The organism is Pseudoclavibacter sp. RFBB5 (assembly GCF_002931555.1).
Classification (GTDB): domain Bacteria; phylum Actinomycetota; class Actinomycetes; order Actinomycetales; family Microbacteriaceae; genus Pseudoclavibacter.
Genome location: NZ_PSTZ01000005.1, coordinates 109138 through 130518, shown reverse-complemented (window position 1 = coordinate 130518; position 21381 = coordinate 109138). Strand labels below are relative to the sequence as shown.

Here is a 21381-nt window from a genome sequence, read left to right as displayed (position 1 = left end):
GACATGGATGCCCTCACCCGCCTCCCCCTCGTCACCGTGCGCGGCCTGCGGGTCGCCTACGACGAGACGACCGTGCTCCACGGCGTCGACCTCGACCTGCACCCCGGCGAGATGGTCGCCCTCCTCGGCGCGTCCGGCTCCGGTAAGTCGACGCTCATGCGCAGCCTCACCGGCTTCGTGCCCATCACGGGCGGGACGGCCCGCGTCGCCGGCCACGATGTCACCAACCTCCGCCGGGGCGAGCTCCGGCAGCTGCGCGCAGGCGTCGGGCAGGTGTTCCAGCAGTTCAACCTCATCCCCCGCCTCAGCGTGCTCACGAACGTGCTCACCGGCACCCTCCACAGCGCGGGCCCCATCAACCTCGTCGGCGGCTTCAGCAGCGAGCACCGCAAACGCGCGATGGAGCTGCTCGACCGCGTCGGCATCGCCCACAAGGCGAAAGACCCCGCCCGTTCGCTGAGCGGCGGCCAGCAGCAGCGCGTCGCCATCGCCCGCGCCCTCATGCAGCAGCCGCGAGTGATCCTCGCCGACGAACCCGTCGCATCCCTCGACCCGAAGCTCGCCGACTCCGTGCTCGAGCTGCTGCGCGACATCGCCACCCAAGACGGCATCCCCGTGCTCGTCAGCCTCCACGTGCTGCCCCTCGCGCTGCGCCACACCGACCGCATCATCGGCCTCCGCCACGGCGAGATGCTCGTCTCCGCGCCAACCGGTGCGCTCGACGCTGAGAAGCTCTCCGTGCTCTACGACGACGAGGAGGCCCACGATGACGACCACCGCGCCTAAGCCGCCCCGCGCATCCACAACCCCCACCCTCACGACCGCCGAGCGCGACCGCCTCGAACGCGCCTTCTCGATCCCGCGAGCGCGCTTCATGCTCGGCATCCCGGTCGCCGTCATCGTGCTGCTGTGGTCGTTCGCGGGCGCCGAGTTCAACGTCGCGAAGCTCGGCGACGGGGCCATCAACATGGGCGAGTTCCTCTCGCGCCTGTTCCCGCCCGACTTCTCGAAGTTCGGCACCATCTTCTCGCTCCTCATCGAGACGCTGCAGATGGCCATCGTCGGCACCGTCCTCGGGGCCGTGCTGTCGCTGTTCATGGCGTTCGCCGCATCGTCGAACATCGCCCCGAAGTGGATGTACTACCCGGCCCGCTGGGTGATGAACATCATCCGCTCGGTGCCCGACCTCGTCTTCGCGCTCATGTTCGTCTCCGCGGTCGGACTCGGGCCGTTCGCCGGGATCCTCGCCATGACGCTCGGCTCGATCGGCTCCATCGGCAAGGTCTACGCCGAGGCTATGGAGTCCGTCGACCGCGGCCCCATGTCGGCCATGCAAGCCGTCGGCGCATCACGCCGGCAGCTCATCCAGTACGGGGTGCTCCCGCAGGCTGCCCCGCTGCTCGTCTCCTACACGCTGCTGCTCTTCGAGGGCAACGTGCGCGGCGCCACGATCCTCGGCCTCGTCGGGGCCGGCGGCATCGGCCTGGAGCTCACCACGGCGATGAAGATGTACGACTACGGACACCTCAGCGCCATCATCATCTGCATCATCGTGCTCGTCACGCTGATCGACCAGGGCAGCGCCCTCATCCGAAAGCGACTCACATGACCACCACACTCGACATCACCCTCTCCGCGCCCGTCAACCTGCGCGACCTCGGCGGCACCCCCATCGCCGGGGGCACCCTCCGCGACGGGCTCGCGATCCGCGCCGACGACCTGTCCGTCATCACCGAAGCGGATGCGCGCGAGCTGACCGCAGGCGGGCTCGCCTCCGTCATCGACCTGCGCACCGCCGACGAGGTCGCGCTCACGGGCCGAGGTCCGCTCGCCGCGCATGCCGTCGCCTACCACCACCTGCCTCTTATGGGCAGCGTCGGCGGAGGAATCCCCGCCGCCGACGAGCACGGGAGCGCGCACGCCGGCATGGGCGAGATGTACGCGCTCATGGTCGAGACGGCCGCGCCGCAGCTCGCGACGGCGCTCGGCATCATCGCCGTCTCCCCCGGCGCCACCGCCTTCCACTGCGCGGCCGGGCGTGATCGCACGGGCGTGCTCGCCGCGATGCTCCTCCTCGCGCTCGGCGCAGCGGACGACGACATCGTGCGCGACTACGCGAAGACCGACGCCAACATGGGCGCCATCCTCACCCGCATCGGGCCGACGATGAGCGTGCTGCTCGCGAAGTTCGGCATGGATCTCGAGGAGGTGTCCAAGCTCAACGGGTCCCTCCTCGACGGGGCCGAACCCATGGATGTGTCGATGCGCATCCTCCTTGGGCGCCTCCGCGAGCGCCACGGCGACCCGCTCGCACCGCTCCGCGCGGCAGGGCTCACCGACGCGACCGTCACGCAGCTCCGGGCGAAGGCCCTCGCGTGACGTCCCTCGCAACGGCCGAGGTGCCCGCATCCGCGGAACTGGATGCGGGCGCCGAGGCGCACCCGGCAGCCGGCGAGGACGCCGAGACGCGGCGCGGCCCCGGTCGACCCCGCACCGAGGAACTCGACGGGCAGATCCTCGCGGCGACGCTCGCGATCATCGACGCCGACGAGGCCGTGACGGTGTCGAGGGTCGTCGAGCGCAGCGGCGTGAGCCGAGCGGCCCTCTACCGACGGTGGCCGTCGATGACGACCCTCATCGCGGACGCCCTCGACGTCGGGCGCACGGTGCCCGCGCCCCTCGCCAAGCCCGGCGACCTGCGGGCACGCGTCTTCGAGTTCCTGATGGGGGCATCCGCCGAACTCGACGAGACGAGCTACCCGGACCAGCGGTTCCGGCAGCGCATCCGCCTCGTCATGAGCGACCGGGCCCTGCAGGAGGCCTACTGGGAGTCGCACGTCTCCGTGCGGCGCCGACCGATCGAAGACGCGCTGCGCGCCGGGGTTGCCGAGGGGTCACTGCGGGCTGACCTCGACGTCGAGGCGTGCTTCGACCTCATCGTCGGCATCTTCTACTACCAGCTCGTCGTTCGCGGCGACCGCTTCGACGACCCGGCAGCGCGCGCCCGGTGCCGGGCGGGACTCGAGGTGGCGTGGCGCGGGATGGAGGTGCAGGAAGCCCCACTTGACCCCGCCCCAACGTCATAGTTTCTGCTTGATCGCATGAACCTCCTCCCGGTCACCTACCTCACCTCGCACGTCCTGTCCCTCCTCGGCAATTCGATCGCCGGCATCGCCCTCCCGCTCATCGTGCTGTCGACGACGGGCAGCGCTCTCGGCGCCGGCACGGTCGCGGCGGGCACCGCCATCCCGGCCGTGCTCGCCGGCCTCTTCATGGGGGTCGTCATCGACCGCATCAACCGGCGCACCTCATCCGTCGTCACCGACCTCATCTCGGCCGCCTCGATCGCGGCGCTGCCGATCATCGACCTCGTCTCCGGTCTCGACCTCGGCTGGTTCGTGCTCTTCGGCATCATCGGGTCCCTCGGCGACGTGCCAGGCATGACCGCCCGCGAAGCCCTGCTCCCCGCCATCGTGCGCCACGGCGACATCAGCGCCGAACGCCTCATGGGCGTGCGCGAGAGTCTCAGCGCCGTCGCCATCTTCATCGGCCCCGCCGCCGCCGGAACCCTCATGGTGCTCTTCGACGGCTCCACCGTGCTCTGGATCACGGCCGCCACCTCTCTCCTCGCCGCCCTCATCACGCTCCTCATCCCGAAGGCGGTCGGCGAGATCGTCGCCGACGACGGTTCGCGTGCATCCACCCCGATCGGCAGCGGATGGTCGCAGCTGCGCGACGGCTGGCGGGCCCTGTTCCGCAGCCCCTTCCTCGTCGCCACCACGGCGCTCAGCCTCGTGTCGGTGTTCGTGCTCGCCGGACTCCAGGGACTCGTGCTGCCCGTCTACTTCACGCAGGTCGAACAGCCGGGGCTCCTCGGGTTCGTGCTCAGCGCGCTCGCACTTGGCATGCTCGTCGGCGGCGGCACCTACGCGATCGCCGGCACCCGCGGCCCGCGTCGCGCCTGGTTCGTGGTCGGCATGATCGGCACGACCATCGGCATCGGACTCATCAGCCTCCTCACCTCCGTGTGGGTCGTGTTCGCGGGCGCCTTCATCATGGGTCTCGCAAGCGGCCTCTTCGGCAGCCTCATGGGCGTGCTCATGATCGAGCGCATCCCAGAGCAGCTGCGCGGCCGCATCATGGGCACCCAGAACGCGCTCACCACGGCGGCCCCGTCGGTCGGCATCATGCTCGCCGCCGTGCTCACCGAATACGCGAGCGTCAACATCGCCGCGCTTGTGCTGCTCGGGGCGTGGGGATGCGCGTTTGCCTACGGCCTCGCGGCCCGCCCGCTTCGTACACTGGAACCCCAGGCAGTCAGCGTGAACGCGGGTGGTGTGCGATGAACAGCAGCGAGCTCGCCCGCCGCGCCGGCGTCACCGTGCGCGCGCTGCGGCACTACCACCAGGTCGGGGTGCTGGATGAGCCACCCCGCACCTCGAACGGGTACCGGCAATACGACGTGCACCATCTGATCCGGGTGCTGCGCATCCGCCGCCTGGCTGCCCTCGGAGTTGCCCTGGACGAGATGCCGCGCTTCCTCGATGAGGCGAGCCCGGAAGCTCCCGAGCTGCTCGACAGGCTCGACGCCGAGCTCGCCGCGCAGATCGAGCGGCTCACCGCCCAGCGCGCGCTCATCGCCAAGCTGCGAAATCTGCCCACGGCGCCCGACCTCCCACCGGAGCTCGCCGCCTACATGAGCACCCTCGCGGGCCACCTCTCTCCCGAGCTCGAGCAGATGGACCGAGACCAGACCGTTCTCCTCGCGCACCTCGTTGGGGAGGAGGGCATGCCTCACTTGGTGGGGTTCTACGAACAGCTCAGCGACCCGGTACTCGTGCCGCAGATCATCGAGATCACCGCAGAGTTCCACGAACTGGGCGAGGAGACGAACGAGCGGGCGTTCGACAGCTTCATCGAGCGGTTCGTCGCGACGTTTGCGCAGGTCGTCGGATCGCTGCGAGCGGATGCGCCCGAGCTCGACCTCACCGACGCGGTTGGCCTCTTCGACGAGTACTCCGAGTCAATGCTCAACCCGACGCAGGTGCGGGCACTGACCATAGTCAGCGAGCGGCTGGATGCGGGGCAGACGGCCTAATTCCACCCCGCGACCCGCTCCAGCATCTGTCTGAGACCTATCGTGTGCTGAGAAATCTCGCCGCTTTTCGGGACATCTGCCTGAAACGCGCGGCGCCCAATTGCGACCGCTCGCGTTACCAACGGTTACAGAACGATTAACTCGCTGAGAAAACCCCTTCGTTCGCTAGGCCCCGCCTCGAGACAGGACGAGTCTTCACCACTAAGAAGATTCATCCACCCTCTGAGAAAGGATGCGCCGATGGGTTCAGCCGGAATCACCGCCACCGACGTCGAGATGACGTTCGTGAGCCGCACGGGAACCCGTGCCAACGTGCTCCAGAACTTGTCCCTCGATGTGGCGCCTGGGAGCTTCGTCACGCTCCTCGGCCCCTCCGGTTGCGGCAAGAGCACACTCCTCAAGATCCTCGGCGGAATCCTCGAGCCGACCTCAGGCGAAGTGCTCATCGGCGGCGTCCCCGCCCGCGAGGCCGTTCGCCAGCGTCAGATCGGCCTCGTCCTGCAGCGGCCCGCGCTCCTGCCATGGAAGACGGCCCGCCAGAACGTGATGCTCCTCCACGAAATCGCCAGGAACAGCAAGAAGAGCGCCGCGTCGGCGGCAGACCTCGCGCTCGAAACCGTAGGCCTCACCCACGCAGCCAACCGCCTCCCCCACGAACTGTCCGGCGGCATGGCCCAGCGCGTCTCCATCGCCCGCGCCCTGGCCATGGAACCGAGCATCCTCCTCATGGACGAACCCTTCGGCGCCCTCGACGCCATCACCCGCGACACCATGAACGAGCACCTCGCGAACATCTGGGAAGCCACCGGCAAGACCATCATCTTCGTCACCCACTCGATCTCCGAAGCCCTCTACCTCTCCGACACGATCCACGTCATGGGAGCCAACCCTGGCCGCGTGATCGACAGCCTCGACATCGAGCTCGCCAGGCCCCGCGACGAGCGCGTCGTCGGCGGTCTCGAACACGCCGCGCACGCCGCGCGCCTCCGCGACGAACTCCACCCCCGCACAGAGAAGGCAGCGTGACCATGGCCACCTCCGCCCTGCTCCTCCCCCTCGACCAGCCCTCCCCGCAAGCGCTGCGAGCCGCCGCCGCACGCCGCATCTGGTCGAAGCTCTGGCCGCCCCTACTGCTGAGCGTCGCCGTCATCGCCCTCTGGGAGATCGCGGTCATCGTCTTCGGCGTCTCGAGCTTCATCATCGCGAAGCCCTCCGACATCGCGACCACCCTCTTCACGTCCTCCGAGATGCTGCTCGAGGCAACCTGGATCACGACCCAAGAAGTGCTCTGGGGCTTCCTCATCAGCATCATCGTGGGCATCGCCATCGCCCTCGTCGTCGTCCGCTACGCCTGGATCGAGCGCGCCGTCTACCCGCTGATCGTGCTCTTCCAGGTCGTGCCGAAAGTCGCACTCGCCCCCATCTTCATCCTCTGGTTCGGCTACAGCATGACCCCGAAGCTCGTGCTCATCGTCGTCATGGCCTTCTTCCCCATCACCATCAACATGGTGCTCGGCCTCAAGCGCACCGACGACGACCTCATCCTCCTCATGCGCTCCGTCGGCTCAACGCGCAACCAGATCATGACCCGGGTGCAGGTCCCGAACTCGCTCCCCTACCTCTTCACCGGGATGCGCATCGCCATCACGCTTGCCGTCATCGGTGCCGTCGTGGCCGAGTTCGCGGGCTCGCAGAACGGGCTCGGGTACCTCATCCAATTCGCCTCGACGCAGCTCGACACGGCACTCATGTTCGCCGCTCTCATCGTCGTGTCACTGCTTGGCCTCGCGTTCTACTACCTCGTCGGCCTCGCCGAGTACCTCGCATCGAAGCGCTTCCCACACATCACCATCGACGAGCGCTGACCCACACGCGGGCAACCGTTGGTTCCCCTCCGCACGCCTCCACCCTCTGCTCCGCCTCACCCAACCTGGAGATTGTCATGCCCAAATCCGTCCCCCTGAAGCTCGGCGTCGCCCTCACCCTCGGGGCTAGCATCGCCGCTCTCACCGCCTGCGCATCCACGGATGCCCCCGCCGCAACCGGCGGCGCGGAAGGCGAACTCGATCCCGTCACGATCCAGCTCGACTTTCAGCCACGCGGCATCCACTCGGTCTTCTTCGTCGCCGACGAACTCGGCTTCTTCGCCGAAGAGGGCATCGAAGTGGAAGACATCCTCACGGGAAAGAGCTCAGGCGAAACCCTCCGCCTCGTCGGTTCCGGATCGGGTGACTTCGGGATGGCGGACCTGCCGACCCTCGCAGTCGCCAGGTCGCAGGATGTGCCCGTGAAGGCCCTCGCCGCCGTCAACCAGGTCTCGCCCCTCGCCATGTGCACGGTCGCAGACCGCCACACGCTCGAAACCCCGGCCGATCTCGAAGGCCTCACCGTCGGCGTCCAGTCCTCCGGTTCGACGTACGTGTTCTACAAGGCGCTGCTCGCCGGCAACGGCATCGCCCCAGACGCCCTCACCGAGCTCACGGTGCAACCGCCGTACGAGAACTACCTCATCACCGAGCAGGTCGACACGGTGCCGTGTTACCTGGATGCTGAAGTCACGATCCTCGAAGAGGCCGCAGGCGGCGAAGGGTCGCTGAGCATCCTCCCCGGCTCCGAATGGGGCTACGACACGTACGGCACGGGTGTCTTCGCGAGCGACGAGATGATCGAGAACGACCCGGAGCTCGTGCAGCGCTTCATGAACGCCTACGCCCGCGGACTCCAGTACGTGATCGATAACCCGGCTGAGGCCGCGCAGATCCTCGCCGATTCCTCGCCGCAGCTCGCCGGCAACGTCGACCTCTACGAGAAGCAGATTCAGGCCAACATCGACGCCTCGTTCACCAGCGCCGACACCGACGCCAACGGCCTCGGCACCATGACCGACGAGAAGTGGCAGAGCCTCATCGACATGCTCGCGGAGCAGCAGGTCATCACCACCTCACCATCAACCAGCGACGTGCAGGACAGCACCTTCGTCAACGCCGCGTCGGGTAAGTAGACCCGTGCTGCCGACGACCGAACGCAACGACCAGGAGAACTTATGACCACCCAACGACGCGCCGAGATCTCCGGCGCAGGGTTCGCGGGCCTCGTCGCCGCCACCGCACTCGCCCAGCGCGGCTGGAGCGTGCGTGTGCACGAGAAGAATGCTGAGCTGCGCACCGAAGGTGCAGGCATCGTGCTCTGGGAGAACAGCCTGAAGGTCATCGAAGCGCTGGGGGCGCTCCCCGACCTGTTCGCCAACTCGATGACCCCGCCGTTCTACGAGACTCGCTCCAATAACGTGAGCGTCTCCGCGGAGCCCATCGAGGGGTTCCGGTGGCGCACGATGACCCGAGCGCACCTCTACGGCACCCTGCTGACCGCCGCACGCGAGGCCGGAGTCGAGGTCGTCGCCAACTCGAAGGTCACGGCCGCGACCGGAGACGGCACGATCACTTTCGACGGCGGCGAGCAGGCGCAGGCCGACCTCATCATCGGCGCAGACGGTGTGGGGTCCGCCGTGCGCGACTCCATGGGCTTCTCCTTCTCCCGCGAGCGCTCCCGCGACGGCATCACGAGGTTCCTCGTGCCACGCCGCAAGGCGGAGCTCCTCGAGCTCGAGCCAGACACCGAATGGGACAACGTCATCGACTTCTGGAATTCGGAGCCGCGCACCCTGCGCGTCCTCTACGTTCCTGCGAACGACGACGAGCTGTACATCGCGCTGATGTCGCCGGCCGCCGACGCCGACGGCTCACGCGTCCCGATCGACCTGGATCTATGGACGAGCATCTTCCCGCAGCTCGCACCGGTGCTTCGGGACGCCGCCAACACCCCGGGGCGCTACTACGGCTACCAGACGACACGCCTCGACCGGTGGACGAGTGACCGTGTGGCCGTCGTCGGTGACGCGGCGCACGCCATGTGTCCAGCACTCGCCCAGGGCGCCGGGTGCGCGATGGTCAACGCGTACACGCTCGCGGAGGCTGCCGATGTCGCATCCTCCGCCGAACTGGCGGGCGCGTTGGAGACCTGGGAACGCCTCGAGCGCCCCTTCACCGACCGATGCCAAGACCGTTCTCAGCGCTTCGCGGACACCCGCTCCATGGCGCTCGGCAACCAGTTTGTCGGCGAGAACAACGAGACCTCGCTGTACGACATCACCGATTCCCACCGACACGACCTGGCAGGACAGCACGCATGAGCACGATTACCAGCTACCAAGTTCGGGAGTGGTTCTCCGCAGTTCAGGAGATCGAACACGACCACGGCCCCCAAGGCGAGACCCTCGTTAAGGCCGCGGTCGCCGTGGTCATCGAGAACCCGTTCGCCGGGAAGGAGTACGCGGCCGACCTGAGCGCCCTGACGATTCCGAGCGGCGAGCTCGGCACGGCGCTCGGGCTCAGAGCGGCAGCCCTCCTGGGCGGACGCCCCGTCGAGAGCTATGGCAAGGCAGGACTCGCGGGCCTCGGCGGGGAGCAGGAGCACGTCGTGGCCTGCGTCACCACCGTCTTCGGCGACGCGCTCCGGGCGGCCATCGGGGGCGGTGCCGCCTGGATCAGCTCCGTCACGAAGAGCGCGGCACCAGGCACAACGCTCGACATCCCCCTCGCGTACAAGGACGAGGTGTACGTGCGCAGCCACTACGACGCGATCACCATCACGATCCCGGATGCACCGCGCCCGAACGAGCTCGTCATCGCGGTGGCCGTCGCATCCGGTGGCCGCGTCAACGCCCGAGTTGGCGGCACCACCAAGAGCGAAGCCATCGCGGCCCGCGCCACCAGCTGAACCCCGAAAAGGAGCACCCCCAATGGGATACACACCAGGCATTTACCACCAGGACGAGTCGATCGCCGCGGTCCTCTCTGACGTCGCCCGCGCGCACCGCATCCTCGAGCTCGAGGGGCACGGCGACATGTCGATGGGCCACCTCTCGTACCGCGACCCGTTCGGCCGGGGCATGTGGCTCAAGCGCGGCAACCTCGCGCTTTCCGAGGTGGCAGCAGACGACTTCATCCTCGTCGACCTCGACGGCAACGTGCTCGAAGGCACCGGGCTCCGCCACCTCGAGTGGCCGCTGCACGCCGAGATCTTCAAGGCCCGCCCCGACGTGAACGTCGTCGGTCACTCGCACGCCCACTACGCGACGGTGCTCGGCGCGGCCGACTCCCCGCTCCAGCCCTACAACAACCACGGGGTCTGGTTCGCCGAGCATGGAGTTCCGCGATTCTCGGACACCAGCCACATCATCACCACGGTGCCCCTGGGCGTCGAGGTCGCGAAGCAGCTCGGTGACTCGGAGGCGATCCTCCTCGCCAACCACGGAGTCGCGTTCGTCGGCCACGACGTCATCGAGGCGACCCTCGCGGGCATCTTCCTCGAGAAAGCCGCCAAGTTCCAGCTCGACCTCGCCGCCAGCACCCTCTCGGCCGTCATCCCCGACCCCGAGGAGAGTCTCGAGAAGTTCCGCCGCATCTACCCCCGCAAGGCCCAGCTCAACTTCTGGATGTACTTCAACCGCAAGCTCGAAGACGCCGAAGCCTCGACGTCAGGAAAGGTCACCCACTCATGAGCATTCCCAGCATCGCCACCGTCGTCGGCTCCGGCATCATGGGCCCCGGCATCGCCGCCGTGCTCGCACGCGCAGGTGCCAGCGTTCGCGTCTACGACATCAGCACCGAAGCCCTCGAGCGGGCGGCCGCCGGCCTGAACCTGGCGAACACCGTCCTCGACCAGCTCGGCTCCGACAGCGTCGAAGGCGGGTCTGTCGAGTTCCTCAGCGACCTCGGCGCGGCACTCGCCGACAGCCAGTTCATCGTGGAGGCCGTCCCCGAGAAGCTCGAGCTCAAGAAACGTGTGCTCGCCGAGATCGAAGCGACCGTCGCGCCAACCGCGATCATCGCCACAAACACCTCCGGGATTCCGATCACCACAATGGCTGAGGGCATGCTCGAGCCCGGCCGCTTCATCGGCATGCACTGGTCGAACCCGCCGCACCTCATCCCCATGATCGAGGTCATCAAGGGCGAGCAGACACGCGACGAAATCCAGGATGAGCTCGTCGCCATCGTCTACGCCTTCGGCTACGAGGCCGTCATCGAACGCGAGACACCCGGCTTCGTCGAGAACCGCATCCTGTACGCGATCATGCGCGAATGCCTCGCGCTCGTCGACGAAGGCATCGTCACCCAGGAAGCCCTCGACGTCTGCGTGAAGTGGGGCATCGGCTACAAGCTGTCCGTCGTCGGACCGATGCGCCTCCTCGACATGGCCGGCCTCGACACGTATGAGAACGTGTCTGGCTACCTCAACAGCGAACTCGACAACTCGCAGTCCACCTCCGAACTCATCAGCCGGCTCACCGCAGAGGGCAGGCTCGGGATGAAATCAGGCGGCGGGCTCTTCGAGTACGGCGAAGGCGAGGTCGCAGCGAAGCGTGCTGCGATCGTTCAGGGACTCGTCGCGGCCCGCAAGGCCCTCTCGTCGGTCGAGTCGGTGTAGCCATGCCAGCAACAGCCGAAGCCCCGAACTCGAGATACGCGGCCGGTCTCGCCTACAGCGACACGCACCCCGACGGCACCGCGGGCTCCCCGCCGGCGGTCATCCTCCTGCACGGCACGAGCGCAAACCATGCAGTCTGGGCGCCCGTCGTGCAGCACCTCGGCGCCGAGGTTCGCGCGATCGCCGTCGACCAGCGCGGGCACGGGCACAGCCACAAGCCGAGCTCTGGGTACGACGCGGCAGGCTACGGCTCTGATGTCCTCTCGCTGATGGATGCGCTCGGCCTCGAGCGGGCGGTCCTGGTCGGCCACTCGCTCGGAGCCAGGAACGCCTGGACCTTTGCGGCCGAGCACCCCGACCGCGTCGTCGGCGTGATCGCCGTCGACTACGTGCCCTTCGTCGAGGCCGTGGTGCTGGACGCACTTGAGACCCGCGTCGCCGCCGGCGATCAGTCCTTCACGAGTCAGCAGGAGATCCGCGACTACCTCGCGGCGCGCTACCCGCTGCTGCCAGCGGATGCGGTCGCCCGGCGGGCCGCCCAGGGCTACGAGGAGCGGGGCGGACGCTGGTCACCGCTCGCCCCGGCCGACGCGCTGGCGCAGACGGTGACGGGGCTTCGCTCCCCGCACGCGGACGAGTTCGACGCCGTGCAGCTGCCCTTCACACTCGTCCGAGGCGCCGATAGCGAGCTCGTGACCGAGGACGCCTGGGCGACCGCCCGACGTCGCCGCCCAGACGCACGCTGGCTCGAGGCGGCCGACGCTGACCACTACGTGCCGGAAGAGCAGCCCGCGTTCATCGCGAGCGAGATCATGCGGCTGCTGCAGGCGCGGCCCATCGACCCCACCCCCTGAGCCCGACCCCGAGCATCGCCCGACCGACACAACCGAGGAGACCACCGTGCCACTCAACATCGCAGACCTGACCATCAGCAGCCCCGACTTCGCCGCCCTCGCGAGCATCCCCGAGGAGCTTTCCGCCGACGGCGGGAACCGACTCCCCCGGCTCATCGTGCAAGGCGTTCCCGCCGGCGCCCATGAACTCGCCCTCATCCTCCATGACCCAGATGCGCCGCTCGCGCAGGGCTTCACGCATTGGACCGTCTACGGAATCCCCGCAGCAGACGGCGAACTCGACACAGCTGCGGAGGGCGTCACCACAGGGCCGAACGGTATCGGCACCGCCGAGTACACCGGGCCGCAGCCACCCGCCGGTCACGGGCAGCACCACTACTACTTCACCGTGTACGCACTCGACCGCCCCGTGACCGGGACACCCACTCGAGAGCAGTTCCTCGCCGAGTACGCCGACTCAATCATCGAACAGAACCGACTCGTCGGCTCCTTCTTCCGCTAAACGCAACGCCCGGCCTTCCCAGAGCACGAGGAGCATCTCATGGCAGCTGAACCCAATGCACGCCCCATCACCCCGGGGGTCGACAGCGCTCGGCGAGTCCTGCAGGTGCTCCTCATGTTCTCGGAAGATCGGCCCAAGCTGACCGTCGAAGAGGTCGTGAAGGCAACCGGCATCTCGATGCCGAGCGCCTACCGCTACCTGTCGCTGCTCAAGGAGCTCGACCTCGTGGAGGAGAAGTCCTACAGTCGCTACGCGCTGACGCCGAAGCTCCTCGCCCTGGGGCGGGCTGCCGAGTCGGCCTTCGCGGAATCGTTCGCGATCCGCCCGGTGCTCTCCGAGTTGTCTGCGCTGAGCGGGGAGTCGGCGCTCGTCATGCGACGGCTGCGCGACTCTGCGGTCTGCGCGGACCTCATCGAGTCGAACCACACCGTTCGTCTCTCTTTCACGGTCGGGCACACACTGCCACTCCACCGCGGTGCCGCGGCCAAGGTCCTGCTCGCTGAGATGGGCGAAGCCTGGTGTGACGCGTACATCACACGCAACGAACCAGACTTCGCCGAGCAGGAACGGCGACGCCTGCTGCACGAGCTTGCCCTCATCCGCGAACGCGGCTGGGCCCAATCTGCCTCTGAGGTCGATGAGGGCATCTGGGCCGTTGCCGCCCCCATCCGTTCCGGTGGGCGAGCCGTCGCTGCCGTCACCGTCGCCGGCCCCCGCTACCGCATCGACCCCGACCAAGCGCAATCCATCCACACCCACGTGCTGGCCGCCGCCGCGAAGCTCTCTCAGCACGCCAGTTGACAGATTCCGCCCCTACACCTTCCCGTATGCCTCCATCGCGTCGTTCAGCCCGCGCGCGAGGATGTCTTTGCCAAACGCGTCGGAGTTCTCGTCGAACTCCTCCTCGAGTTCGAGGTCGGCGTTGAGGGTCAGCGTGAGGTCGTCGAACCTGGCCACGTAGCGGCCGGAGGCGCCCGCCTGGAAGTACACCTCGACCTCGACGCCGCTCACCTCGATGAGCTCCGACAGCTCGTCTGCTTCGGTGGGCCCATCCACCCACAGCAGCAGCGTCGGCGCCGACTTCATGCCGTCGCGCCACTCGCAGTCCGGGTCCGGCGACAGCGTCTGGGCAGCTGACGGTGACGCGAATCCGGCCGCCTTCAGCGTCTCGTCCGAGATCGCACTGCAGGGGTCGATGTCGGCGTAGCCAGACTCGACGAGCTCCGCATCCGGGGTGACCTCGACGCCATTGCGCGTGTACGTCACCTCGCTCATGCACCCCGCGAACCCGGCGAGCGACACGGCGGATGCCCCCAGCACGGCAAGCACGCGAGTCGCCCTCATGGGGACGAGCCTAGAGAACGCCAGCCCGAGCCACAATGCGCGGCGGGAGTCGCCGGCGAGGCCGGTTGCTCGTGACCGAACGCAGGTCGCGGTCGCGCCCCCAGACCCCCGAGCGCCTACCTGCACCAGCGGTCACCCGCCGGCGCTCGCCCTCCCTAGCGCCATTCGGCCATCGCGATCGCAAGCGCCTTGCGCGCCCGCGCGATCGCGCCGCGCACGGTGCTGACAGGAAGCTCAAGTTCGTCCGCGATGTCCTGGTAGCTCAGCGATTCGAGTTCGCGCAGCACCCAGCATCGGCGCTGCTGCTCCGGGAGGTGCGAGAGGGCGACGTGGAGGGCCGCGGAGAGAAGCGCAACCTGCGCGTTGGTGGTCGGCGATCCGTCGTCCGGCGCCGGGAACTCGGCCTCCTCGACGCGGTCGTGCTCCCGACGTCGCCTGAGCACGTCGATGCTTCTGGATGCGACGATGCGCAGCATCCACGAGCGGACGGCGGCGAGATCCTTGAGGGTCGAGAGCTTCGTCCAGGCGTGCGCGAGCGACTCCTGGACGACGTCGTCCGCCTCCGCGTCCGAGCCGAGGCGCCGCCTGGCGCACACGTACATGAGCGTGCGGTAGCGCTGCACCAGCAGGTCGAAGGCGTGCGCATCACCGAGGGAGGCGAGCCCGGCCAGGAACTCGTCGCTGTCATCGGCGGCGGCAACGCTCTTGAACTTCGAGAGCGCCCGCGCCCGCTGCGAACCTGTCGCCACGGGTGCGGCGGATGCGGTGGGCGCGTCCCGCAGTTCAGGGAGCTTCGGCGCTGCGTCAATCGCGAGCATCATCGTGGACCTCACTTCCAACAGTCCAGAGCTTGCAGGCCTGAGCTGTCGCCAACCGAGAGTCCCCCGCTGGGGTGAGCGGCATGCGGAACCCGGACGCGGCACCGCGTCTGCCATCCATTCGGAACGGACGCGAAAAGGGATTGCGGACCGCGTCTGCCCAGTACTTGCAAGTCATGCTCAACCGTGTTCTTCCTCGCTCAGATCGTCCGGCGTCTTGCGCCGCGAGAATAGTTAGTTAGACTAGCTATATGCCCGAGACGAGGATCGACCAAGAAGCTGAAAGCCGGCAGGCAATCGCCGCCGACGGCTTCTGGGACGCGTACCAGCGCAGGACCCTGCCGATCGAAGCGCTCGCGATCTGCGGCACGGGGCTCGTCATCAGCGTCGGCATCATCACCGCGATCACGACGCTGTTCTGAGCCGAATCGCATCCGCTGACCGTCGCGTTTCGTCCAGCTCGACCTCAACAGCGCCGCTGGTCTGCAACTTGACAGCGACCCGAGGCTCGAGGTGCCTGTCGCACGCCGCCGCTTCGCCGCATCCTGCAGCGAGGCGACTGCAGACGCCGGCCCTAGACCGCCGTCGCGAACACCACGACGTTCTTGTCGTAGTGCCCCACGTCTCGGTCGAAGTAGCCGCCGCACGTGATGAGCCTGAGCTCGTCGCCGGGCACGGCACCGAAGACGCGCGCCGTGGGGAAGTCGGCCTTCTCGACGGTGACGACCTCGGTGACCTCGTAGCTCGTGACGCCGCCCTCGGCGTCGGTGACGCTCACCACGTCACCCTGAGTGAGCTCGTCGAGTCGGAAGAACGCGGCGGGTCCGGCGAGGCCGTCGACGTGCGCCGCGATGACGGTCGGCCCGCGACCGCCGGGCTTGCCGCCGCCCGTGAACCAGCCGATCTCGTCGAAGTCGACCGGCACTTCCATCTTCCCGTCGGCGGCGATGCCGAGGTCGATGAGCGTGCCCTCGACGTCGATGGCGGGGATCGAGACGGCGGTGGGCTCGATGCCCTCGGGCATGACCTCGACACCACCGGCCCCGTACGGGGGCTGGATGTCAGGCGCGGGGGCCGCGGGTGTCGGAGTCGCAGCCTCGGACGGTGCCGTTGGAGTTGCTTCGGCAGCGACCGCCGGGGGCTGGGTGACCTCGGGAGCCGAGACGTCGCCGCTCGGCGCGGCCGCGCATCCACTCAATAGGAGCGCGACCGCCACGACGAGCGCCGGGACGCGCAGCGCGCGCCCCGGCATCCGCGAGATGCTCCTGGTCACTGACCCGCTGCGCGAGCCCTGCGCGCAACCGCCAGACCAGCCGCGCCGACGACGGCGAGGCCACCGAGGCCGAGGAAGCCGAGCGTCGTCGCATCGAGGCCACCGGCAGCAGCAGCGCCGCCGGCACCCGTGTCGACGCCGCCGACAGGAACCTGCACGAGCTGGCCGCGCACGACGCCGGCCTTGAAGTCAGCCGTGTGCGAGTCGCCCGTGAAGCCGGCCGGGTTCGCCTCGATCTGCTTGAGCGTGAAGCCCTCGCCCGTGTCGGTGCCGGCGTCGCTGTTGAGGCCCGTCGTGAACGGACCCTCGAGGCAGCCGCTGCTGGTGCGCGTGCCGTCACCGTTGTCGGTGGGGTTCGGGAACGCGATGCGGGGCGGGCCAGCCTGGCCCTCGGCGGCCTCGTGGATGTGCGTGGCCGTCTTCGCGGGGCTCTCGTACTCGCCCGTGACACCCGTGAGGGTGATGTCGTAGCAGATGATATTCAGGTCGGAATTGATGCGGAAGTCGAACTGGCCCATCGATCCGGGCTCGCCCGGCGTCACGTCGCCATCGTTGTTGATGACCGCGTCGGGCGTCGCCATGACCGTGTAGGCGCTCGTGAACGAGTCGGGTTCGGAGACTTCCGTCTCGGCGGTCGCGGGGGCGGCGGCGACAAGAGCGATGGCGGCGGCAGCGGTGGCGCCGAGAGTGAGCGACTTCGCGAACGTGTGCTTGGGCATGAGGGGGTGCCTTCCTGCTTCGCAGCTCCCGGGTGGAGCCGTCGTACAGGGGCATACGGGGCTCGACCCTCCCGCGTTCATCCGCCCCCGAACTTTTTCGAGAGAGATTTTCGGGGACGCCCTGAACGCGGCATGCGGTCAGGCAGTACACCCCTGTACCAATCGCAGTTGAGTCGCCGGAGGGAGGAGCCGTGAGCACTGCCGTTATCGTTGACCGCGCCAGGGGGCCGACGACGAGAGGACACGCACGAATGGCGGATGCGCCGCACTCGTTCGACCTCCACGCGGCGTTCCGCGACCACGGCGGCGTGCTCCTCGGCTTCACCATCAATGCGCTGCGCGACCGCGCGCTTGCCGAGGACTGCGTGCAGGAGACGTTCCTCCGAGCCTGGCGAGCACGCGACCGCTTCGACCCCGCGAAGGCCGGCGAGCGCACCTGGCTGTTCGCGATCGCCCGCAACGTCATCGCCGACGCCCTGCGCGCCCGCGACCGGCTGCCCAGGACCTCCGCAGACGACGCATCCGCCGCAGACGTTGACGTGGCAGCCGAAACTCCCGACCCGCTCACGGGGCTCGGCCTCACCGAAGCCCTCGCACTCCTGCCCGACGAGCAGCGCGACGCGATCATCGCCATCCACCTCACCGGCTACAGCTACGCTGAGTTCTCCGCCCGCTGCGGGGTGCCCGTCGCCACCCTCCGCACCCGCGTCTTCTACGGCCTCCGCGCCGTCCGCGGCCACCTCGACGAATCCGGAGGAGCTCGTGACTGACCACACCGCAGACCGCCGCGGCGAGCTCATCGCCGCCGCCCTCGTCGGCGAGCTGACCGCCGACGAGACTGCCGAGTTCGAGCGGATGCGCGCATCCGACCCCACCATCGACGCCGACCTGACGGAGCTGCGGGCGCTGACGGGGCAGGTCTCCAGGCGCCCTGAATGGCTGGATGCGACGCCAAGCGACGGGCTCCGTGACGCCGTGCTGGCGATCGGGGCCGCAGATGGCGGCGTCGACCGTCGCGAATTCGGCGACGAGGAGCGAGACGATCGTGCCGGTGGCCCCGTTGGGCCAGACGACGCGGATGGGTCTACCGGGGCTCCCGGCTCGGCTGACGCCGTCGACTCTCGCAATGGCGCCGATGAAGCGGGCGGACGCGGCGAGGCCGACGAAGCCGACGCCGCCGCCGCCGACGCCGCGCCCGTCACGCCGCTGCGCCGCCCCCGGTTCGGAGGCGCCATGATCGCCGGGATCGCTGCCGTTGGCCTCGTGGTCGGCGTCGTCGGAGGCTTCTTCCTCCCCCGCCCTGAGACGCCCACACCAGTCGGCGACCCCGGAACGCTCGGCGCCGTCGAGCCCGTCGATTTCCAAGGCGAACCCGTCGGCGTCGAGATCGACGGCAGCGTCGTCGCGCACACCTGGGGCACCGAGACCCTGCTCACGGTCAACGGGCTGCCGAGCGGTGAGTTCTACTCGGTGGTCGTCGTCGATGCCGCCGGCGAGGACGTCGGCTCGGGGACGTTCCTGGGCTCAGAGGTCGAGATCAACTGCGCCGTCAACGCGGCCGCACTCCGCGAGGAGGTCACGAGCGTCGAGATCCGCGAGGAGAGCGGCGACGTCGTGGCCTCAGCAGCATTGCCGCGAGTCGAGGGGTAGCAGGCTCACGCTTTCAGAGTCGCGCGGTCGGCTGCGGGAGGGGCGCGGACGCACGGCGACAGGCGGATGGCAGGGTGTCGCGCCAATGTCACGGGAGCTTCACACAAGGAGCCCGGGACGCGAGCGGCCGCGCGGCACGCGGACGTAAGCGCGGCACGCGGGCACGGGCGCGGGACGCGAACACCAGCGTGGCACGCGGATGTCAGCGCGGCACGCGGGCACGGGCGCGGGACGCGGGCGTAAGTGCGGCACGCGGGCGTAAGTGGGCTCCGAGCACCACGGGGGCACACGGCGTCAGCAAGCGCAAGCGCGGCACGCGAACGCAGGTGCAGCACGCGAGCACAAGCGCAGCACCCGAGCACAAGCGCAGCACGCGGGCGTAGGCGCGGCTCTCGAGCGCCACGGGCACACAGGCACACGGGCACACGGGCACACGGGCACACGGGCACACGGGCACAGCAAACCGCACGATGACTCGGCTGTCTGCGAGCGGGATGACATTCTCAGCAGACAGTACGCGCGCGACACGGAACCGCCCTCAGACGACGCGCGAGCACCAGCGGACGCTATCGACAGGCCGACACAGCGCACCGCGGCAGGACCTGTTCAGGGACAACTGCCCCTGGCGACACGTGCGAGCAACTCGGACTGAAGTGCCGTGGTGCGCAGCGTCGGTGGTCCGTGGTCTGCTGAACGGGAGAAGAGAGTCGGCTCGGCCACAGCGCGAGCTGAAACGGCGAACAGCTGGAGACTTCGCAGCTACCCGTGTGCCGCCGGACATGAAGGACACCAAGGGCACCCTTCGTACCTATCATCGAATTACGTCATAAAACTCCTGTTGATAGCTAGATTGAACGGGTCCAATCGGCTAGGCTGGTGCTGATCTTGGGGGAGGTTATCGTGGCATCGCAGTCGGAGCAGGGGGCGCATCGCCAGTCGTCAGTGGAGTCGTCAGTGGAGACGGCTGTGGTGGATGCGCTCCTGGAGGCGCGGTGTCAGCTGGCGGGGCTTCCGGATGCGGAGATCGTGGTCGCGTTGCGGGAGCTGGCGGCTCGTCGGCGTGTGGTGGATGCGGCGTTGGTGGAGGTCGCGGGCGAGTTGCTGCGGCGGGAGGATGAGTCGCCGCGTGCGGAGTCGGTGGCGCGGAAGTCGGGGTTTCGGAACCTGACGGCGATGGTGGAGCAGGTGCTTGCGGTGCGGCCGTTCGAGGCGAGCACGCTGGTGCGGGTGGCGGCGGCGACGCGGGAGCGGATGAGCGTGACGGGCGAGCCGATCCCGGCGAAGTATCCGGCCGTGTCGCAGGCGGTCGGGTCGGCGGTCATGTCGATCGCGCAGGCGTCGGCGATCACGAAGGGCTTGGACCACACCGGGAACCGCGTGGGCGTCGACGAGCTCGAGCGGGCCGAGAGAGAGTTGGTCGCGTCCGCGTGCGGGGTGAACCCGGAAGACGAACAACCAGCCGTGCCGAAAGTCTTGGAGGTGCAGGCGGCGACGTGGGTGTCGTACCTGGACCCGGACGGCGACGAGCCGCGGGCCGACAAGATCGCCGAGGAACGCGGGCTGTGGATCTCCCGCCGTAGCGACGGCGCGGTCACCGGGAAGTTCGTGGCGACACCCGAGCAGGGCGAGCAGCTCTTATCGGTGTTCGACGCGCTGCTCTCGCCCCGGCGCAGGGTGGAGTTCCCGGCCGCGTCCGAGTGCGGGGAACCCCTCGCCCCCGCGCTCGGCGCCGACGAGCACCCGCTGGACGAAGACAACGCGCACAGCGACAACGACGAAGTCGAGGTTCCGCTGGTGGACCCGCGGTCGATCGAGCAGCATCGCATCGACGCGCTCACGATGCTCGTCCGCGCCTACGCCGAGTCACCAGACGCGCCCAGAACCGGCGGCGAAGCCCCCACCGTCATCATCGTCACCACCGAAGCCGGCATCGCCGGAACCGCGACACGACCCGAAGACGTCCCCCACCTGGAGCGCACCGGAGACCCCGTCCCACCCAGTGTCGCCGCGCAGCTGCTGTGCGACGCCTTCATCCGCGTCGCGACCCGCAGCAGCACCGGGGAGATCCTCGACCTCGGCCGCAAACAACGACTCTTCACCACCACCCAACGCCGCGCCATCGCGATCCGCGACCGGCAATGCCGGGCCCCCGGGTGCAGCGCACCCGTGCGCTGGTGCGAAGTGCACCACGCCACGCCCTGGAGCGAAGGCGGACCCACCGACGCGAAACACGGCATCCTGCTCTGCTCCTTCCACCACCACGAAGTCCACCGGGGACGGCTCGTCCTCATCAACGGCAGCAGCGGACGCTGGCACGTCGTGCCCACGCTCGGACACCACGGCCCACGCAGAACCGCCCGCCGCCGCAGCTACACCACCAACAGCGTCCAAGCCGCACGCCCACGGATCAACCGAAGACCCTGAAACCAGAGGCAGGGGGAACTAACCCGCCGACCCGCGACCCTGATCAACTGACGGCACCATTCCACCTACGGCTCTGATCAACGGACGGCTCTGATCGACCGAAGATTCTGATCGACCGAGGACTCTGATCGACCGAGGACTCTGATCAAGCGAGGACTCTGATCGATCGAGGACTTCTAAAACCACGGGCAGCCCAACAATCGGAGCCGA

The 21381-nt window shown here is 68.5% G+C and carries 24 protein-coding genes; 20 read left to right on the top strand and 4 right to left on the bottom strand.

Features of this window, described 5'->3' with window-relative positions; translation table 11 throughout:
- Positions 1–3 precede the first annotated feature (3 nt).
- The 16 genes from phnC (at position 4) to C5B97_RS05610 (ending at position 13744) form a co-directional block, all read left to right on the top strand.
- Positions 4–786, top strand: coding sequence for a phosphonate ABC transporter ATP-binding protein (gene phnC, locus C5B97_RS05685; protein WP_104311158.1), 783 nt, complete (start codon positions 4–6; stop codon positions 784–786).
- A complete protein-coding gene (phnE, locus tag C5B97_RS05680; RefSeq protein WP_104311157.1) occupies positions 767–1609 on the top strand; it encodes a phosphonate ABC transporter, permease protein PhnE in 843 nt (280 codons plus the stop codon). Before phnC ends, phnE begins: the two co-directional genes overlap by 20 nt.
- Positions 1606–2379 carry a tyrosine-protein phosphatase gene (locus C5B97_RS05675; protein ID WP_104311156.1) on the top strand — a complete coding sequence of 258 codons (774 nt, stop codon included), beginning with the start codon at positions 1606–1608 and terminating at the stop codon, positions 2377–2379. Before phnE ends, C5B97_RS05675 begins: the two co-directional genes overlap by 4 nt.
- Positions 2376–3086 (top strand): TetR/AcrR family transcriptional regulator, encoded by a 711-nt coding sequence (locus C5B97_RS05670; RefSeq protein ID WP_258068007.1) that lies wholly within the window; start codon positions 2376–2378, stop codon positions 3084–3086. The genes C5B97_RS05675 and C5B97_RS05670 overlap by 4 nt, the downstream gene beginning before the upstream one ends.
- Positions 3087–3101: 15 nt before the next feature.
- Complete coding sequence (locus C5B97_RS05665) at positions 3102–4346, top strand: MFS transporter (RefSeq protein ID WP_104311155.1); 1245 nt, start codon at positions 3102–3104, stop codon at positions 4344–4346.
- Positions 4343–5098 carry a MerR family transcriptional regulator gene (locus C5B97_RS05660; protein ID WP_181026916.1) on the top strand — a complete coding sequence of 252 codons (756 nt, stop codon included), beginning with the start codon at positions 4343–4345 and terminating at the stop codon, positions 5096–5098. Before C5B97_RS05665 ends, C5B97_RS05660 begins: the two co-directional genes overlap by 4 nt.
- Positions 5099–5338: 240 nt before the next feature.
- On the top strand, positions 5339–6124 hold the full coding sequence (locus C5B97_RS05655) for an ABC transporter ATP-binding protein (protein ID WP_219819766.1): 786 nt from the start codon (positions 5339–5341) through the stop codon (positions 6122–6124).
- 2 nt (positions 6125–6126) lie between these two features.
- Positions 6127–6963 (top strand): ABC transporter permease, encoded by an 837-nt coding sequence (locus C5B97_RS05650; protein WP_104311153.1) that lies wholly within the window; start codon positions 6127–6129, stop codon positions 6961–6963.
- Positions 6964–7040: 77 nt separating this feature from the next.
- Positions 7041–8099, top strand: coding sequence for an ABC transporter substrate-binding protein (locus C5B97_RS05645; RefSeq protein ID WP_104311152.1), 1059 nt, complete (start codon positions 7041–7043; stop codon positions 8097–8099).
- Between the two features lie 42 nt (positions 8100–8141).
- On the top strand, positions 8142–9287 hold the full coding sequence (locus tag C5B97_RS05640) for an NAD(P)/FAD-dependent oxidoreductase (RefSeq protein WP_219819765.1): 1146 nt from the start codon (positions 8142–8144) through the stop codon (positions 9285–9287).
- Positions 9284–9874 (top strand): amino acid synthesis family protein, encoded by a 591-nt coding sequence (locus C5B97_RS05635; protein WP_104311151.1) that lies wholly within the window; start codon positions 9284–9286, stop codon positions 9872–9874. The genes C5B97_RS05640 and C5B97_RS05635 overlap by 4 nt, the downstream gene beginning before the upstream one ends.
- 22 nt (positions 9875–9896) lie before the next feature.
- Complete coding sequence (locus C5B97_RS05630; RefSeq protein WP_104311150.1) at positions 9897–10658, top strand: class II aldolase/adducin family protein; 762 nt, start codon at positions 9897–9899, stop codon at positions 10656–10658.
- Complete coding sequence (locus C5B97_RS05625) at positions 10655–11587, top strand: 3-hydroxyacyl-CoA dehydrogenase NAD-binding domain-containing protein (protein WP_104311149.1); 933 nt, start codon at positions 10655–10657, stop codon at positions 11585–11587. Before C5B97_RS05630 ends, C5B97_RS05625 begins: the two co-directional genes overlap by 4 nt.
- 2 nt (positions 11588–11589) lie before the next feature.
- The gene (locus C5B97_RS05620; protein WP_104311148.1) at positions 11590–12441 is read left to right on the top strand and encodes an alpha/beta fold hydrolase; all 852 of its coding nucleotides are present in this window, start codon (positions 11590–11592) and stop codon (positions 12439–12441) included.
- A 46-nt stretch (positions 12442–12487) separates the two neighbouring features.
- The gene (locus C5B97_RS05615; RefSeq protein WP_104311147.1) at positions 12488–12943 is read left to right on the top strand and encodes a YbhB/YbcL family Raf kinase inhibitor-like protein; all 456 of its coding nucleotides are present in this window, start codon (positions 12488–12490) and stop codon (positions 12941–12943) included.
- 39 nt (positions 12944–12982) lie between these two features.
- Positions 12983–13744 carry an IclR family transcriptional regulator gene (locus tag C5B97_RS05610; RefSeq protein WP_219819764.1) on the top strand — a complete coding sequence of 254 codons (762 nt, stop codon included), beginning with the start codon at positions 12983–12985 and terminating at the stop codon, positions 13742–13744.
- Positions 13745–13756: 12 nt separating this feature from the next.
- Here C5B97_RS05610 and C5B97_RS05605 read toward each other — a convergent pair whose 3' ends face one another.
- Positions 13757–14287: a hypothetical protein gene (locus C5B97_RS05605; RefSeq protein WP_146080738.1), complete on the bottom strand. Its 531-nt coding sequence runs from the start codon at positions 14285–14287 to the stop codon at positions 13757–13759.
- 155 nt (positions 14288–14442) lie between these two features.
- Positions 14443–15108 (bottom strand): RNA polymerase sigma factor, encoded by a 666-nt coding sequence (locus tag C5B97_RS05600; protein ID WP_258068001.1) that lies wholly within the window; start codon positions 15106–15108, stop codon positions 14443–14445.
- Positions 15109–15356: 248 nt separating this feature from the next.
- On the opposite strand from C5B97_RS05600, the gene C5B97_RS17885 reads away from it, so the two are divergent.
- On the top strand, positions 15357–15527 hold the full coding sequence (locus tag C5B97_RS17885) for a hypothetical protein (protein WP_179557278.1): 171 nt from the start codon (positions 15357–15359) through the stop codon (positions 15525–15527).
- 152 nt (positions 15528–15679) lie between these two features.
- On the opposite strand, the gene C5B97_RS05595 is transcribed toward C5B97_RS17885, so the two are convergent.
- Together C5B97_RS05595 and C5B97_RS05590 are read right to left on the bottom strand one after the other, a co-directional pair.
- Entirely contained in the window at positions 15680–16378 is a 699-nt protein-coding gene (locus C5B97_RS05595) for a class F sortase (protein WP_258067999.1), read from the bottom strand.
- The gene (locus C5B97_RS05590) at positions 16375–17097 is read right to left on the bottom strand and encodes a CHRD domain-containing protein (RefSeq protein ID WP_104311144.1); all 723 of its coding nucleotides are present in this window, start codon (positions 17095–17097) and stop codon (positions 16375–16377) included. The genes C5B97_RS05595 and C5B97_RS05590 overlap by 4 nt, the downstream gene beginning before the upstream one ends.
- Before the next feature lie 191 nt (positions 17098–17288).
- Here C5B97_RS05590 and C5B97_RS05585 point away from each other — a divergent pair, with 191 nt between their 5' ends.
- The 3 genes from C5B97_RS05585 (at position 17289) to C5B97_RS05575 (ending at position 21171) form a co-directional block, all read left to right on the top strand.
- Complete coding sequence (locus C5B97_RS05585; protein WP_258067997.1) at positions 17289–17867, top strand: RNA polymerase sigma factor; 579 nt, start codon at positions 17289–17291, stop codon at positions 17865–17867.
- Positions 17860–18747 (top strand): hypothetical protein, encoded by an 888-nt coding sequence (locus C5B97_RS05580; protein ID WP_104311142.1) that lies wholly within the window; start codon positions 17860–17862, stop codon positions 18745–18747. The genes C5B97_RS05585 and C5B97_RS05580 overlap by 8 nt, the downstream gene beginning before the upstream one ends.
- Positions 18748–19647: 900 nt before the next feature.
- On the top strand, positions 19648–21171 hold the full coding sequence (locus C5B97_RS05575; RefSeq protein ID WP_181026915.1) for an HNH endonuclease signature motif containing protein: 1524 nt from the start codon (positions 19648–19650) through the stop codon (positions 21169–21171).
- The last annotated feature ends 210 nt before the right edge of the window (positions 21172–21381 follow it).

Excerpts from the sequence above, each read along its gene's own strand:
- phnC (WP_104311158.1), top strand. The coding sequence starts at position 4 with ATGGATGCCCTCACCCGCCTCCCCCTCGTCACCGTGCGCGGCCTGCGG.
- phnE (WP_104311157.1), top strand. The coding sequence starts at position 767 with ATGACGACCACCGCGCCTAAGCCGCCCCGCGCATCCACAACCCCCACC.
- C5B97_RS05675 (WP_104311156.1), top strand. The coding sequence starts at position 1,606 with ATGACCACCACACTCGACATCACCCTCTCCGCGCCCGTCAACCTGCGC.
- C5B97_RS05665 (WP_104311155.1), top strand. The coding sequence starts at position 3,102 with ATGAACCTCCTCCCGGTCACCTACCTCACCTCGCACGTCCTGTCCCTC.
- C5B97_RS05660 (WP_181026916.1), top strand. The coding sequence starts at position 4,343 with ATGAACAGCAGCGAGCTCGCCCGCCGCGCCGGCGTCACCGTGCGCGCG.
- C5B97_RS05655 (WP_219819766.1), top strand. The coding sequence starts at position 5,339 with ATGGGTTCAGCCGGAATCACCGCCACCGACGTCGAGATGACGTTCGTG.
- C5B97_RS05650 (WP_104311153.1), top strand. The coding sequence starts at position 6,127 with ATGGCCACCTCCGCCCTGCTCCTCCCCCTCGACCAGCCCTCCCCGCAA.
- C5B97_RS05645 (WP_104311152.1), top strand. The coding sequence starts at position 7,041 with ATGCCCAAATCCGTCCCCCTGAAGCTCGGCGTCGCCCTCACCCTCGGG.
- C5B97_RS05640 (WP_219819765.1), top strand. The coding sequence starts at position 8,142 with ATGACCACCCAACGACGCGCCGAGATCTCCGGCGCAGGGTTCGCGGGC.
- C5B97_RS05635 (WP_104311151.1), top strand. The coding sequence starts at position 9,284 with ATGAGCACGATTACCAGCTACCAAGTTCGGGAGTGGTTCTCCGCAGTT.
- C5B97_RS05630 (WP_104311150.1), top strand. The coding sequence starts at position 9,897 with ATGGGATACACACCAGGCATTTACCACCAGGACGAGTCGATCGCCGCG.
- C5B97_RS05625 (WP_104311149.1), top strand. The coding sequence starts at position 10,655 with ATGAGCATTCCCAGCATCGCCACCGTCGTCGGCTCCGGCATCATGGGC.
- C5B97_RS05620 (WP_104311148.1), top strand. The coding sequence starts at position 11,590 with ATGCCAGCAACAGCCGAAGCCCCGAACTCGAGATACGCGGCCGGTCTC.
- C5B97_RS05610 (WP_219819764.1), top strand. The coding sequence starts at position 12,983 with ATGGCAGCTGAACCCAATGCACGCCCCATCACCCCGGGGGTCGACAGC.
- C5B97_RS05605 (WP_146080738.1), bottom strand. The coding sequence starts at position 14,287 with ATGAGGGCGACTCGCGTGCTTGCCGTGCTGGGGGCATCCGCCGTGTCG.
- C5B97_RS05600 (WP_258068001.1), bottom strand. The coding sequence starts at position 15,108 with ATGATGCTCGCGATTGACGCAGCGCCGAAGCTCCCTGAACTGCGGGAC.
- C5B97_RS17885 (WP_179557278.1), top strand. The coding sequence starts at position 15,357 with ATGCCCGAGACGAGGATCGACCAAGAAGCTGAAAGCCGGCAGGCAATC.
- C5B97_RS05590 (WP_104311144.1), bottom strand. The coding sequence starts at position 17,097 with ATGCCCAAGCACACGTTCGCGAAGTCGCTCACTCTCGGCGCCACCGCT.